At 63.1% G+C, this 13,685-nt stretch carries 17 protein-coding genes; 16 read left to right on the top strand and 1 reads right to left on the bottom strand.

Features of this window, described 5'->3' with window-relative positions; all coding sequences use genetic code 11:
* Window positions 1-53 precede the first annotated feature (53 nt).
* The 3 genes from OJ996_RS07760 (at window position 54) to OJ996_RS07770 (ending at window position 2,182) form a co-directional block, all read left to right on the top strand.
* Window positions 54-1,490 carry a glycoside hydrolase family 10-like protein gene (locus OJ996_RS07760; protein WP_264512946.1) on the top strand — a complete coding sequence of 479 codons (1,437 nt, stop codon included), beginning with the start codon at window positions 54-56 and terminating at the stop codon, window positions 1,488-1,490.
* A gap of 167 nt (window positions 1,491-1,657) precedes the next feature.
* The gene (locus OJ996_RS07765; RefSeq protein WP_264512948.1) at window positions 1,658-1,876 is read left to right on the top strand and encodes a hypothetical protein; all 219 of its coding nucleotides are present in this window, start codon (window positions 1,658-1,660) and stop codon (window positions 1,874-1,876) included.
* A gap of 36 nt (window positions 1,877-1,912) precedes the next feature.
* Window positions 1,913-2,182: a CDGSH iron-sulfur domain-containing protein gene (locus OJ996_RS07770; protein WP_264512950.1), complete on the top strand. Its 270-nt coding sequence runs from the start codon at window positions 1,913-1,915 to the stop codon at window positions 2,180-2,182.
* Between the two features lie 139 nt (window positions 2,183-2,321).
* Here OJ996_RS07770 and glgP read toward each other — a convergent pair whose 3' ends face one another.
* A complete protein-coding gene (glgP, locus tag OJ996_RS07775; protein WP_264512952.1) occupies window positions 2,322-3,983 on the bottom strand; it encodes an alpha-glucan family phosphorylase in 1,662 nt (553 codons plus the stop codon).
* A 230-nt stretch (window positions 3,984-4,213) separates the two neighbouring features.
* On the opposite strand from glgP, the gene urtB reads away from it, so the two are divergent.
* Genes urtB through ureG form a run of 13 tightly spaced genes read left to right on the top strand, consistent with a single transcriptional unit; the run spans window position 4,214 to window position 13,613 of the window.
* Window positions 4,214-5,968, top strand: coding sequence for an urea ABC transporter permease subunit UrtB (urtB, locus tag OJ996_RS07780; RefSeq protein ID WP_264512954.1), 1,755 nt, complete (start codon window positions 4,214-4,216; stop codon window positions 5,966-5,968).
* On the top strand, window positions 5,968-7,098 hold the full coding sequence (urtC, locus tag OJ996_RS07785) for an urea ABC transporter permease subunit UrtC (protein WP_264512956.1): 1,131 nt from the start codon (window positions 5,968-5,970) through the stop codon (window positions 7,096-7,098). Before urtB ends, urtC begins: the two co-directional genes overlap by 1 nt.
* Window positions 7,095-7,862 (top strand): urea ABC transporter ATP-binding protein UrtD, encoded by a 768-nt coding sequence (gene urtD, locus OJ996_RS07790; RefSeq protein ID WP_345783770.1) that lies wholly within the window; start codon window positions 7,095-7,097, stop codon window positions 7,860-7,862. Before urtC ends, urtD begins: the two co-directional genes overlap by 4 nt.
* On the top strand, window positions 7,859-8,584 hold the full coding sequence (gene urtE / locus OJ996_RS07795; RefSeq protein ID WP_264512960.1) for an urea ABC transporter ATP-binding subunit UrtE: 726 nt from the start codon (window positions 7,859-7,861) through the stop codon (window positions 8,582-8,584). Before urtD ends, urtE begins: the two co-directional genes overlap by 4 nt.
* 2 nt (window positions 8,585-8,586) lie before the next feature.
* A complete protein-coding gene (locus OJ996_RS07800) occupies window positions 8,587-8,874 on the top strand; it encodes a hypothetical protein (RefSeq protein ID WP_264512962.1) in 288 nt (95 codons plus the stop codon).
* Between the two features lie 10 nt (window positions 8,875-8,884).
* The gene (locus OJ996_RS07805) at window positions 8,885-9,187 is read left to right on the top strand and encodes an urease subunit gamma (RefSeq protein ID WP_264512964.1); all 303 of its coding nucleotides are present in this window, start codon (window positions 8,885-8,887) and stop codon (window positions 9,185-9,187) included.
* Complete coding sequence (locus OJ996_RS07810) at window positions 9,187-9,504, top strand: urease subunit beta (RefSeq protein WP_264512966.1); 318 nt, start codon at window positions 9,187-9,189, stop codon at window positions 9,502-9,504. Before OJ996_RS07805 ends, OJ996_RS07810 begins: the two co-directional genes overlap by 1 nt.
* A gap of 36 nt (window positions 9,505-9,540) precedes the next feature.
* A complete protein-coding gene (gene ureC / locus OJ996_RS07815) occupies window positions 9,541-11,262 on the top strand; it encodes an urease subunit alpha (RefSeq protein WP_264512968.1) in 1,722 nt (573 codons plus the stop codon).
* Window positions 11,263-11,298: 36 nt separating this feature from the next.
* Complete coding sequence (locus tag OJ996_RS07820; protein ID WP_264512970.1) at window positions 11,299-11,529, top strand: antitoxin VapB family protein; 231 nt, start codon at window positions 11,299-11,301, stop codon at window positions 11,527-11,529.
* The gene (locus tag OJ996_RS07825; RefSeq protein ID WP_264512972.1) at window positions 11,520-11,912 is read left to right on the top strand and encodes a type II toxin-antitoxin system VapC family toxin; all 393 of its coding nucleotides are present in this window, start codon (window positions 11,520-11,522) and stop codon (window positions 11,910-11,912) included. Before OJ996_RS07820 ends, OJ996_RS07825 begins: the two co-directional genes overlap by 10 nt.
* 4 nt (window positions 11,913-11,916) lie before the next feature.
* Entirely contained in the window at window positions 11,917-12,348 is a 432-nt protein-coding gene (locus OJ996_RS07830) for an urease accessory protein UreE (RefSeq protein WP_264512974.1), read from the top strand.
* Complete coding sequence (locus OJ996_RS07835; RefSeq protein WP_264512976.1) at window positions 12,338-13,003, top strand: urease accessory protein UreF; 666 nt, start codon at window positions 12,338-12,340, stop codon at window positions 13,001-13,003. Before OJ996_RS07830 ends, OJ996_RS07835 begins: the two co-directional genes overlap by 11 nt.
* Window positions 12,981-13,613, top strand: a complete 633-nt coding sequence (gene ureG, locus OJ996_RS07840) for an urease accessory protein UreG (protein ID WP_264512978.1) — start codon at window positions 12,981-12,983, stop codon at window positions 13,611-13,613. Before OJ996_RS07835 ends, ureG begins: the two co-directional genes overlap by 23 nt.
* Window positions 13,614-13,685: the final 72 nt, after the last annotated feature.

Genomic DNA, 13,685 nt, shown 5'->3' on the forward strand with positions numbered 1-13,685 from the left:
CCGTTAGGCATCGCCGCTTGCACGGGCTGGATATTCAAGCCATCTAAGACGCCATGCTCGCCCGGATCGCCGCTTTCGCCTGCCTGCTATCCTCCCTCTGCGCAGCCCAAACCTACCGCCCCTCGGGCGAGAAGCCGCCCATGCCTGCCCGCGAATTCCGCGCCGCGTGGGCCGCCGTCGTTCACAACATCGACTGGCCCAGTAAGAAAGGCCTCTCCTCCGCCAGCCAGCAGGCGGAGATGCGCGCCATCCTCGACCGCATGGCCTCGCTGAACATGAACGCCCTGATCCTGCAGGTGCGCCCGCATAGCGATGCCGTCTACCAGTCGTCCAAGGAGCCGTGGAGCCCCTACCTCACCGGCACCATGGGCAAGTCCCCGGGCTACGACCCGCTGGAGTATGCCATCCGCCAAGCCCACGCCCGCGGCATCGAGGTCCACGCCTGGTTCAATCCTTTCCGCGCGCTCTCGAATGCGAGCCAGCAGTGCTGCCCCAGCCACGTATCGCAAGCCTCCCCGCATATTACCAAGCGCTACGGCAACCTCGTCTGGTGCGATCCAGCCGCCACCGAGACCCGTGCCCGCGCCTTCGGGGTCATCCTCGATGTAGTCCAGCGCTACGACATCGATGGCGTGCACTTGGACGACTACTTCTACCCCTACCCGGAAGGCGGCCGCAGCTTCCCGGACGGCCGCAGCCCGGCGGTCCGCCGCAAGATCGTGGATGACTTCGTGCAGAAGCTTTACTCGGACGTGAAGCGGACCAAACCGTGGGTCCGCGTCGGCATCTCGCCCTTCGGCATCTGGCGTCCCGGCGTGCCGCAGGGGATCGAGGCCGGGATCGACGCCTACGAGCAGATCGGCTGCGATGCCCGCAAGTGGCTGGCCAGCGGCTGGGTGGACTACCTCGCCCCGCAGCTCTACTGGCGGGATCAGCCGCGCAAGCAGAGCTTCTCCGCCCTGCTCTCCTGGTGGCGCCAGCAGGGCAACCGCCCGGTCTGGCCCGGCATCGCCACCACCCGCATCGGCAGCTCGGAGGACCCCGGTCGCCCGGCCTCGGAGATCACCAGGCAGGTGGGCCTCTCCCGCAGCATCGGTAAGAACTGGGCCGGCCACATCCACTGGAGCGTGAAGGGCCTCACCCAGAACCGTGGCGGCATCTCGAACATGCTGGCCAAGGACGCTTATTCACAAGCCGCCCTCGTCCCGCCGATGCCATGGCTCAGCAACAAGGCCCCCGGCATGCCGCGCGCCAGTGCCGCGGGGAATGGCTCCGCCGTGCGGGTGGACCTGCAGAGCGGCGACCGCGCCACCTCGCGCTACGCCGTGCAGACCCGCTTCGGCAATCAATGGCGCATGGCCAAGGTCGTTTCCGCCGGTTCCAAGTCGATCGATCTGCCGGCCCTCGGCGGACGCCTCCCGGATGCTGTCGCGGTGAGTGCCGTGGACCGTTTCGGCAACCTCAGCGCGCCGGTAGTTCTGTCACGCTGAGCGCTTTCCGCTTGCATCCCGGCGGCGGTCCTGATGGAACGCAGCGCGAGGGAGCCCCCACTCCGGACAAGACATTGAATCTACTTTACTTTTGCGTAGTATCGGCGGCATAAACCGGCCGTCCCGCTACACCCTTCAGGCACTCCGTGCCGCTCCCTTGCCTCCTGATGAAAGTCCGATTGTTTGTCATGGGTTCCGCCGCGCTCCTCGCGGTCTGGCTTACCGCCACGTTTTTGCAGGACGTCCCCGTCGATAGCTACACCCAGTTCGGCCGCGGTTCCGTGCCGCTCTCTGCCAAGGTGAAGCCCGTGGCGAAGAAGCAGTCCACCGCTCTGGCCGCGGATCAGACGGGCGAGGAAGCCGCCCCGGTCGTGACCGTGGATTGAGCCGCAGGCTCTCCCGATTGAGTCTGGCATTTTCCCGTGGCTTTTGCCACGGTGACCGGCATGGGTGAAGAACCGCTCGTGTGCGATAACAAGCCGATGGGCTTGGAAGTCGAGGCAGGCGTCCACTGGTGGTGCGCCTGCGGCCGGTCCAGCCATCCGCCCTTCTGCGATGGCTGCCACAAGGGCACCGGCATCCAGCCGGTGAAGTTCGAGACCCTGGTCCAGACCACCGTCTGGTGGTGCCAGTGCAAGCACACCAAGACCCCGCCGCTTTGCGACGGGACGCACAAGCGGTTCCGGGCGTGAGAGCGCTTCTTTACCTCTAAGTCCCGGCAGGAACGACCGAGATTAGCCGGTGGCGTGAGCCACCGGTATCAGCATCGGGATAAGTAAGCCCCGGCAGGGGCGACACGGAGCGAACACCCGTGACGCTCCCCTCCTCACCTCACGCGTAAATCTTCTCGTAGTACTCCGTCACCATCCGGTCGGAATCGAAGAAGGGCACCACCTCGTTCATCGAGGTTAGCACCAGCTTCCACCAATCGTCCGGGCTATCGTAGTAGAGCGGCAGCACCTTCTGCTCCATCGCCTCGTAGAAGCCGAGCAGGTCGTGGCGGTCGCGTGCGATGGCATCCAGGCTCGGATCCGCCGGCGGGATGATGAAGCTGTTGTGACCGTCCTCGGAGAACTCGCAGACCCAGCCGTCGTAGGTGGAGAGATTGATCGCGGCATTCATCGCCGCCGTCATGCCGGAAGTGCCGGAGGCCTCGCGGGTCACGATCGGGTTGTTCAGCCAGATGTCCGCGCCGTACTTGAGCTGGCGGGAAAGCTCCAGCTCGTAGCCCACCAGCACCGCCACGTTCGGGAAGTCCTTCGTGGTCTGCACCAGGTGGTTGAAGGTCTCGATCGCGCCGAAGTCGAAGGGGAAGGGCTTGCCGGCCCAGATGATCTGCACCGGCTTGTCGTTGTTGTTTACCAGCGAGCGAAACATGCGGATGTCCCGCGTGATCAGGTCCGGCCGCTTGTAGCCGGCGAAGCGGCGCGCCCACACGATCGTCAGCACGTCCGGGTTGAAAAGCTTGCCGGTCTGGTTCGCCACCGTCTGGAAGAGGCGGGACTTCAGCTCGCGCTTGCGGCTGGCCAGCGTGGCGATGTCTCCCTCCAGCCGCGAGCCTTCCAGCCCCCGGTCCTTCCAGAACTTGCCGTTCTGCGCGTTCGTCACATGCGTGATCGGGCAGATGCCCGGATAGCTCTCCCACATCTTGCGGGAGACCTCCCCGTGCAGCTTGGACACCGCGTTGGACAGGTGGCTCACGCGCAGCGCCGCCAGCGAGTGGTTGAACACGTCATCCTCGATGCCGGTGATCTTCCGCACCTCGTCCATCGGCACCGAGCCGAAGAAGGAGAAGTCGTGCAGCAGCTTGAAGTCGTGCTTCTCGTTGCCCGCTTCCTCCGGCGTGTGCGTGGTGAAGACGAAGCGCTTCTTCACTTCGTCCAAGCTACGATGCTTCTCGTAGACACGGAAGGCGGCGGACAGGCCGTGGGCCTCGTTCAGATGCCACACCTCCGGGTCCACGCCCAGCTCTTCCAGCAGGCGGGCACCACCTGCACCCAGCACGATGTATTGGGCGATCCGGCGCAGTGGGTCGTTGTCGTAGAGGCGGTGCGTGATCGCGCGGGACAGGCCGTCGTTCTCGTCGATGTCCGTGGTCAGGAAGAACATCGGCACCGTGCCGAAGACATCGCCCGGCAGGAACATCGCCTTCACCCACACCGGGTGGCCGTGCACCGGCACTTGGAACTTGATTCCGGTATCCTGGAGGAAAGCGTACTGCTTCTTGCGGAACTGCACCGCCATCTCGCGCTCCTCGCCGCGGGCCTGGTCGTAGTAGCCGTAGGTCCAGAGCATGCCGATGCCGCAGAGGTTCTGCTTCATCGCCGCAGCCGAGCGCATGTGGGACCCGGCCAGGAAGCCGAGACCGCCGGAGTAGATCTTGAAGATCTGGTCGATCGCGAACTCGCACGAGAAATACACCGCGCTTTTCGAGAACTTCGGGTCGATCTCGTAGGAGTGGGAAAACGGCTTGGGTAGGAAAGATCCGGACATGGCGGGCGCGGGTTCTTGGCGGGTGAGAGAAAGGATGTCTTTGAGTGCCGGGCGTTTGGCAGGCCCGGCACGCGGGTGAGCCGTGGCCCAAATCCATGGCTTTGTCGAGCCCCGGACCGGCGCATGCTGTTTCCGTACCAGCTTGCCACGATTCCCCAATCACGGTGGCAAGCAGAGTGACAGAGCATATCTCCGGCGTGGCACGCCAGTTGCTCATGCGTAGATTCACCATGAGACTCGCGTCGCCAGGCAGGGAGGGTGGATTGGGCCGCAGGGTCCGGTGGGTGCTGTTGTGGACACTCGGTCTGCTCGGTGCGCTTGCCGCGCAAGAAGGCAGCTCCAAATCCGCTCAGGGAATCATCGCCGAAGCCGCCGTGGGCTCGATGGATGCGGACAAACAGAAGTCGCTCGTCGAGTCGCTCGTGGATGCAAATCCGGACGAGGTGGTCCTCTGGCTCACGAAGTGGAAGGAGGGAGAGATCTACCTCTATCAGGATGCCGCGGGCACTGACCTGGCGGTCACGCTGGAAGGCGCGCCGGATGGCGAGGAGAAGTATGCCCTCAGTGCCCTCGCCACGGGCAAGCCGGTAACCGCGGAGGGTGGCGCTGCCATTCGCGCCACTAAGGATGAACTCTATATGGCGGATACGGATTCCTCGCTCCGCCGCGTGATGAAGGGCGTCACCGACCGCATCGCGCTCTCCTCCCCGGATCCCGTCAAGCGCCTGCGCGCCATTCAGGATACCGGGCTGGAACAGGATCCCGCCAAGCTGCCGCTGCTGGAGCAAAGCGCCACCGTGGAAACTTCCGGCAAGATCAAGGATGCGCTCGCCGAGGCGATGGCCCTGATCAAGCTCCGCTCCGAGGATCTCGCCATGCGGGAAGCCGCCGTGAAGGAGCTCGGGGACATGGGCTCCATCGCCTCTCAGGAAGCGATCAAGACCGTAAAGGGGGAGGCGGAGAAGAGCGGCCAGGTCAGCCTCGTCGGTGCCTGCGATACCGCCCTGAAGGACATCTCCAGCCACATCTCCCGGGTCAATACAGTCGGCACCATGTTCCGTGGCTTGTCGAAGGGCAGCATCCTCCTGATCGCGGCCATCGGCCTCGCCATCACCTTCGGCCTCATGGGCGTGATCAACATGGCCCACGGCGAACTGATCGTGGTCGGTGCCTACACCACTTACCTGATCCAGAATCTCTTCGCCGCCGGCATCCGCATGTCGCCCTTCGGCCTCACGATCAACATCCCCGGGATGAATCTCACGGGATCCAGCCTCGGGCTCTATTTCCTCGTGGCCATTCCTGCCAGCTTCCTCGTTGCAGCCGGGGTCGGCCTGTTGCTGGAGCGGGGGATCATCCGCTTCCTCTACAAGCGCCCGCTGGAATCGCTGCTCGCCACCTGGGGTGTTTCGATGGTCATCCAGCAGCTCTTCCGCCTCGTGTTCGGCGCGAGCAATGTGCAGGTGGACAGCCCCGCCTATCTCTCCGGAAACTGGACCGTGAACGATGTCGTCTTCGGCTGGAACCGGGTCTTCGTCATCGCCTTCGCCGCGCTAATCATTTTCCTGACTTGGGCCGTCCTTACGAAGACATCGCTCGGCCTGCTGATCCGCGCCGTGATGCAGAATCGCGGCATGGCGGCCTGTATGGGCGTCCGCACCGAGCGGGTGAACATGATGACCTTCGCCTTCGGCAGCGGCCTCGCCGGTCTTGCCGGTGCCTTCCTCTCCCAGATCGGGAATGTGGGGCCGAATCTCGGCCAAGACTACATCGTGGATTCCTTCATGACCGTCGTGGTCGGCGGCGTGGGGAACATCATGGGAACCGTCATCAGTGCGCTTGGCATCGGCATGGCGGACCAGACTCTCCAGCAGACTTTGGGCGATCCCGTCACGGGTAAGATCCTCGTGCTCGGTGCCATCATCCTCTTCCTCCAGTGGAAGCCCTCGGGCCTCTTCGCCACCCGCTCCCGTAGCCTCGACTGATGAATACCGCGCTTACCGGAAAGGTTCCCTACCTCGTGTTCGCCGCCGTGGCGCTCATCCTGGTGGTCGTCATGCCCGCCCTGAATGCCGGAGGGCTGGTATCGGACTTCACTCTCAACACTTGGGGCAAGTACCTGTGCTACGCCCTGCTCGCCATCGCGGTGGATCTGCTCTGGGGCTACACCGGCCTCCTCTGTCTCGGCCAAGCGCTGTTCTTCAGTCTGGGCGGTTACATGCTCGGCATGCACCTGATGCTCATGATCGGTCCGGATGCGGTCTATAAGAGCGCGCTGCCGGACTTCATGGACTTCATGGGCCGCAAGGAACTGCCTGGATTCTGGCAGCCCTTCCACTCCTTCTCCTTCGCCACGCTGATGATCTTCGTGGTACCGGGTCTGCTTGCCGGGATCTTCGGCTTCCTTGCGTTCCGCTCGCGGATCAAGGGCGTCTACTTCTCCATCCTCACGCAGGCGCTGACCTATGGCGCGGCACTGATGTTCTTCCGCAATGAACTCTACATGGGCGGGAACAACGGCTTCACCGACTTCCGCACCATCCTCGGCGCGGATCTCCGCACGCCCGAAGCCAAGCGCATGCTCTATATCGCCTCGGCAATCACTCTTGTCCTCGTCTTCCTCGCCTGCACTTGGCTGACGAGAAGCCGCTTTGGCCTGATCCAGCGGGCGATCCGGGATAGCGAGAACCGGGTGCTCTTCTCCGGCTACGCCGCCGCGAACTTCAAGCTCTTCGTCTTCGTCATCTCCGCGATGATCGCCGCGGTCGGTGGTGCGCTCTACGTCCCGCAGGTCGGCATCATCAATCCCAGCGAGATGCTCACCGAGAAGTCGCTGGAAGCCGTCGTGTGGGTGGCCTTGGGTGGGCGCGGCACACTTTACGGGCCCATCATCGGGGCCATCGCGGTGAATGCCTTCAAGAGCTGGGCCAGCAACAAGTTCCCCGATCTCTGGCCTTTGATCCTCGGCGGTTCCTTCGTTCTCGTCGTGCTCTTCATGCCGAAGGGCATCGTCGGCCTGCCCGGCCAGATCCGCGAACTGATCGCCCGCCGCGAAAGCCGCCGCCTCGCCGCGGCGGAAGACGAACTCCTTACCTCTGCCGCGAAAAGCAAATGAGCATGCAGCCCTATCTCCTGGCCGCGGAGGGACTGAACAAGTCCTTCTCCGGATTCCAGGCTATCCGCGATCTGAACTTCGCTTTGCAGAAGGGCGAGCTCCGCACGGTCATCGGGCCGAACGGTGCGGGGAAAACGACTTTCCTCGACCTCATTACCGGCCGCACCAAGCCGGACAATGGCACGCTTCACTTCGAGCAGACGCACGATCTGCTGCGGATGAACGAGTATCAGATCTACCGCCTCGGCATAGGGCGCAAATTCCAAACGCCCACGGTCTACACCGACCACACGGTGAAGGAGAACCTGATGCTCTCGCTCGCCGGCTCGCGCGGCATCTGGCACTCGCTCTTCGGGCGCGTGACCCCGGAGCAGGAGCATCGCATGGAGGAGATCTTGCACACCATCAAGCTCACCGAGCGTGCTTATGTGAAGGCCGGTTCGCTCGCTCACGGCCAGAAGCAGTGGCTGGAAATTGGCATGCTGCTCGCGCAGGATGCCAAGCTCCTGCTCGTCGATGAACCCGCCGCCGGCATGACCGATGAGGAGACCTATCGCACCGGCGAGTTGCTGCTCTCCCTCGCGGGCAAGCACACCATCGTCGTCATCGAGCATGACATGACCTTCGTCCGCCAGATCTCGCAAGGCCGGACCGTCACCGTGCTGCACCAAGGCAATGTCCTCTGCGAAGGCGCGGTGGACAAAGTGCAGAACGATGAGCGCGTCATCGAAGTTTACCTCGGTCGCAAGAAGAAAGCCGCATGAGTGCCGTAGCCACCGAAGCCCCGACCCTGACCGTCCGCGATGTCTCCGTCTCCATCGGCGGCAGCCGCATCCTGCGCGGCGTGAATCTGGACATCCGCCCGAAGACCGTCTTCTGCCTCATGGGCCGGAATGGCGTGGGCAAGACCACCACGCTCAAGGCGATCACCGGCCTGATGGATGCGAATGCCGGTCACGTCAATCTGCTAGGCACGGAGATCTCCCGCATGAGCCCGGAGAAGCGCGCGCTGAAGGGCATCGGCTTTGTTCCGCAGGGCCGCGAGATCTTTCCGCAGCTCACCGTGGAGGAGAACCTTTACGTCGGTACCATCGCCCGCGGCCGCAAGCCGAAGAAGGAGGAGCTGGACCGGGTTTTCACGCTTTTCCCCATCATCAAGGAATTCCTGCCGCGGAAGGGCGGCATGCTTTCCGGTGGCCAACAGCAGCAGCTTGCCATTGGCCGCGCCCTGCTCACCCGCCCGAAGCTCCTGATCCTCGACGAACCCACGGAAGGCATCCAGCCGAACATCATCGACCAGATCGGGGATGCCATCAAGATGCTTCGCGACGAAGGCGAGATGGCGATTCTACTGGTCGAGCAGTACTTGGATTTCTGCAAGGAACTCGGCGACGACTTCGCCATCCTCGAGCGCGGTCGCGTCGCTGCCGATGGCCCGATGTCCGGCCTTTCCGAAGAGCTCATCAAGGAATTCCTCACTGTCTGATCATGATTCGCCAAACCCTCGACCGGCTGCGCGGTTTCGTCGTTGCCCTTCTCGTTCTTGCGCCTGCCATCGCCGCCGCCCACCCCGGCCACTACCATCCACCGGGAGAAGAGGATGAGTTCGATCAACTTCGCGCGGACTACTTCCACCTCCACGGCTATCTTGAGGTAGGCTTGCTAGCTCTGGCTGTCGTCGCTGCGGGTCTCTTCCGCTTTCACTCGAACCGCAAGGTGCGCGTCGGTGCGGCCATCGTCTTCGGTGGCTCGCTCGCTTTCATCGCCGCGTTCTGATTCCAGCGCCATGCACCTTTCCCCGCGCGAACAGGAGAAGCTGCTCGTCGTCGTCGCCGCCGATCTCGCCCGCCGCCGCCGTGATCGCGGCGTGAAGCTGAATTATCCGGAAACCGTCGCCCTTATCACCGCCGAGATCTTCGAGGGCGCCCGCGATGGCAAGTCGGTGGCCGAACTCATGAGCTACGGCACCACCCTCGTCACCCGGGATCAGGTCATGGAAGGCGTGGCCGAGATGATCCACGACATCCAGGTGGAAGCCACCTTCCCCGATGGCACCAAGCTCGTCACCGTCCACCATCCCGTTAGATAATGATCCCCGGTGAAATCATCACGCCTGCCGGCGCGCCGGACATCGAGCTGAATGTCGGCTTGGCCAAACTGAAGCTCGCCGTCTCTAACAAGGGCGACCGGCCCGTGCAGGTCGGTAGCCACTTCCACTTTGCGGAGGTGAACAGCGAGCTCGATTTCGATCGCTCTGCCGCCCGTGGCTATCGTCTCGACATTCCCGCCGGCACCGCCGTCCGCTTCGAGCCTGGCGATACCCGCGAGGTTCCTCTCGTCGCTTTCGCCGGCAAGCGCGAGATCTACGGGCTGAACAACAGGGTGGATGGACCCTTGGATGCCTGAGCCAATCACGGAACTGCTTTCCTTCCCTTTCCCGCGATGACCCAAACCCGCGCCAACTACGCCGGCACTTTCGGCCCCACGGTCGGCGACCGTGTCCGCCTCGCCGATACCGAGCTCTTCATCGAGGTTGAACGCGACCTCATCGCGGAGAACGGTGGCTATGGGAATGAAGTGAAGTTCGGCGGCGGCAAGGTCATCCGCGATGGAATGGCCCAGTCGCCCTTGGCCTGCGATGCCGATTGCCCTGACCTCGTTATCACCAATGCGCTGATCCTCGATGCCGCGCAAGGCGTGATCAAGGCGGATATCGGCATCAAGCACGGCTGCATTGTCGGCATCGGTCACGCAGGGAATCCGCTGCTGCAGGATGGCATCACCATGGTCATCGGCGCGGCCACCGAGATCATCGCCGGTGAAGGCTGCATCATCACCGCCGGTGGCATCGACACCCACATCCACTTTATCTGCCCGCAGCAGATCGAGCATGCCATCGCCAGCGGCACCACCACCCTCATCGGCGGTGGCACCGGCCCTGCCCACGGCACCTACGCCACCACTTGCACGCCGGGGAAGTGGAACATCCGCCGCATGCTCGAAGCTGCCGAGGCCTTTCCGGTCAATCTGGGCTTCCTCGGCAAGGGCAACTGCTCCTCGCCCGAACCGCTGCGCGAACAGGTGCTCGCCGGAGCCATCGGCCTCAAGCTCCACGAGGACTGGGGCACCACGCCTGCTGCCATCGACACCTGCCTCACCGTGGCGGATGAACTCGATGTCCAGGTCGCCATCCACACCGACACGCTGAACGAAGCCGGTTTCGTCGAGAGCACCCTCGCCGCCTTCAAGGGCCGCACCATTCACACCTACCATTCGGAAGGCGCGGGCGGCGGTCATGCGCCGGACATCATCCGCGTCTGCGGCGAGGCGAATGTCCTCCCGTCTTCCACCAATCCGACGCGACCTTTCACGGTGAACACGATCGACGAGCATCTCGACATGCTCATGGTCTGCCATCACCTCGACTCCCGCATCCCGGAAGACGTCGCCTTCGCTGAAAGCCGCATCCGCCCGGAGACCATCGCCGCGGAGGATCTGCTGCACGATCTCGGTGCCATCTCGATGATGTCGTCGGATTCGCAAGCGATGGGCCGCATCGGCGAGGTGATCACCCGCACCTGGCAGACCGCTCACAAGATGAAGGTGCAGTTCGGCAAGCTGGAGGGTGAGAGCCACCCCGCCGCCGATAACTTCCGCGCCCTGCGCTACGTCGCGAAATATACCATCTGTCCCGCGCTTACCCACGGCATCGGCCACGTCGTCGGCAGCATCGAGGTCGGCAAGCTCGCGGACCTCGTCATCTGGAAGCCCGCCTTCTTCGGCGTGAAGCCGGAGACCGTCTTGAAGGGCGGACTCATCGCATGGGCGAACATGGGGGACCCGAATGCGTCCATCCCCACCCCGCAGCCGATGATGTATCGCCCGCAATTCGGGGCTTTCGGCAAGGCCGTGCACGCTACCTCCATCACCTTCGTCAGCGCCTCCTCTCTTGAGTCGGGCTCGCTCGACGACCTCGGCCTGCAGAAGCAACTCGTGGCCGTGAAAGGCTGCCGCAGTGTCAGCAAGAAGGACCTGCCCTTTAATGACGCCTTGCCCAAGATCACCGTGGACCCCGAGACCTACACCGTCACCGCCGACGGCAAGGAACTCCGCTGCGAACCCTTGGCGGTCCTGCCGATGGCCCAGCGCTATTTCCTGTTCTGAGCTTGATTCGTGTGCCTATTCGTGTATACACGAAGCATGAAGACGATCACCTTGGATGAGGTCGCCTATGAGCGGTTGAAGGCTTGGAAAAAGGGCCCGAAGGACTCTTTTTCCAATGTTGTCAAAAGGCTGGTTCCCGAGGCCGGCACGCTGGGATCATTCCTCCAATTTTCCCAAGCAAACCGGACGGATCAACTCAAAGGCAACGACATCCTTGAGAAATCGGTCAACGAACGTTCATCGGTGAAAAGCGATCCATGGAGCTGATCGCGGATACAACCTTTCTTGTTGGTCTATGGAGGCGACAGGCCTGGGCTACCAAGTTTGCCGGAGAGAATGCTTCGACAGCTATCGCCATTCCTTGGGGGGTTCTTGGTGAGTTTTGGCATGGCACCTTGAGGGCTGGCCACGACTTCGATGTCGTAAAGCGTTTCCTAGCCTTGGGGATACCGATGAACGACGCTGATCAAGTAGTGCCGGTGTACGCCCGGATCTGTTCAGAACTCCAAGACCGAGGCGACTATCGGAAGATCGGCCAGAACGATCTTTGGATTGCAGCGTCCGCGGTTGCTCTTGGAAAGCCCTTGGTGACTCGAAACAGGAGACACTTCGAATCAATCAGAGAGCTTCAACTCGTGATTGTCGGCTAAAGCCATGCACCTCATCCAGCGCTCCCTTTCTCCTTCTTCAGCCCTTACCGCTGCAGACCAGATCACTCTCCATGCGGAGCGCCGCCAGTTCCTCAAGCGTCGCTGGCGCGGCATCGCGGATGACGGCACCGAGTTCGGTTTCGACCTCGATTCCCGCCTGACCGATGGCTGCGTGATCTTCCAGCAGGACGGCAAGGACTACATCGTCCGCCAGGTGCCGGAGTTGGTGTATGAGGTCATCTACCAGTCTCCCGCGCACGCCGCGCTCGTGGCATGGCGGGTCGGCAATCTCCACCTCCCCGCCCAGATCCTCGCGGACCGCATCCACGTGCTGCACGATGAGGCGATGAACCAACTCCTCGCTAGCGAAGGCTGGGACTTCAGTGAGCCGGAAGTGCTCTTCCAACCTCTCAAGGCCATTGCCCATGCCGTCTGACCCGTGGCTCTGGCTGATGCAGGCGAACGACTCCCAGTATCCCTCGGGAGCCTACGCGCATTCCTATGGCTTGGAGGAACTCGTCGAGGCCGGTGTCTTCACCAATGCAGAGGGGTTGGAGCGTTTCCTGGAAACCCAGATCCTGCCCGCCCTCCTCACCTTCGATCTGCCCTACTTCGTCCAAGCCCACGCCGCCGCAAACGCATCCGACACTGCCCGCCTGCTGGAGCTGGATGCCGAGCTCGACGCCTGGCGCCTGCCTGCCGAAACCCGGGATGCCTCCCGCCGCATCGGCTCGCGTCGTCTCGAACTGCTTCGTCAGCTTGCGCCCTCCGATCTCGTCGAGGCGCATGCCGCCGCCTGCCCCTTCAGCCATCATCTCGTCGTCACGGCCATCGAGCTTGCGGCCATCCCCATCGCCCAAGCGGCCCGCGCCTTCGCCTTCCAGACCATCACCGGTTTCGCCACTGCGTCCATGAAGCTCATGCGCCTCGGCCAGAGTGCCTGCCAGAGCATCGTTCGCCGCATGCTCGACCTGCTTGGCAGCGACATCGATGCCGCCCTTTCCCGTCCGCCCGACGGCTGGTTCAATCCTCTGTTAGAAATCGCCTCACTCCGCCATGCCCGCGCCGATGCCCGACTCTTCATCTCCTGAATCTTCCAAGCGTCCCTTCCGCCTCGGTGTCGGCGGCCCCGTCGGCTCGGGTAAGACCATGTGCGTGCTACGGCTTTCGCAGTGGTTGAAGGACGAGATCTCCCTCGCGGTGATCACGAACGACATCTACACCCGCGAGGACGCCGAGTTCCTCCTGCGCGAGGGCGTGCTCCCAGCCGATCGCGTCCGCGGTGTCGAAACCGGCGGCTGCCCGCACACCGCCATTCGCGATGACATCAGCATGAACATGGCCGCTGTGGTCGATCTCGAGCGCGCCCATTCGGATCTCAAACTCATCCTCATCGAGAGCGGCGGCGACAACCTCTCCGCCACCTTCTCGCCCGAACTCGTCGACGCCTACATCTACGTCATCGACGTTGCCGAGGGTGACAAGATCCCCCGCAAGGGCGGCCCGGCCATCCGCACCAGCGATCTCCTCCTCATCAACAAGATCGAGCTCGCCCCCTACGTCGGCGCGGACCTCGCCGTCATGGATCGGGATGCCCGCAAGATGCGCGGCACCCGCCCCTTCATCTTCGCCGATTTGAAGTCCGAAAAAGGTAAGGACGAGCTACTACGCTGGCTGAAGCACGAGTACCTGTTCGTCTAGTACTAGACCCCCCGGAGCTTTCCCTTGACAATCAAGGATCGCGTCACAAACTGGCGCCCTCATCCAAGGAAA

The sequence above is a fragment of the Luteolibacter rhizosphaerae genome (genome assembly GCF_025950095.1).
Lineage (GTDB): Bacteria > Verrucomicrobiota > Verrucomicrobiia > Verrucomicrobiales > Akkermansiaceae > Haloferula > Haloferula rhizosphaerae.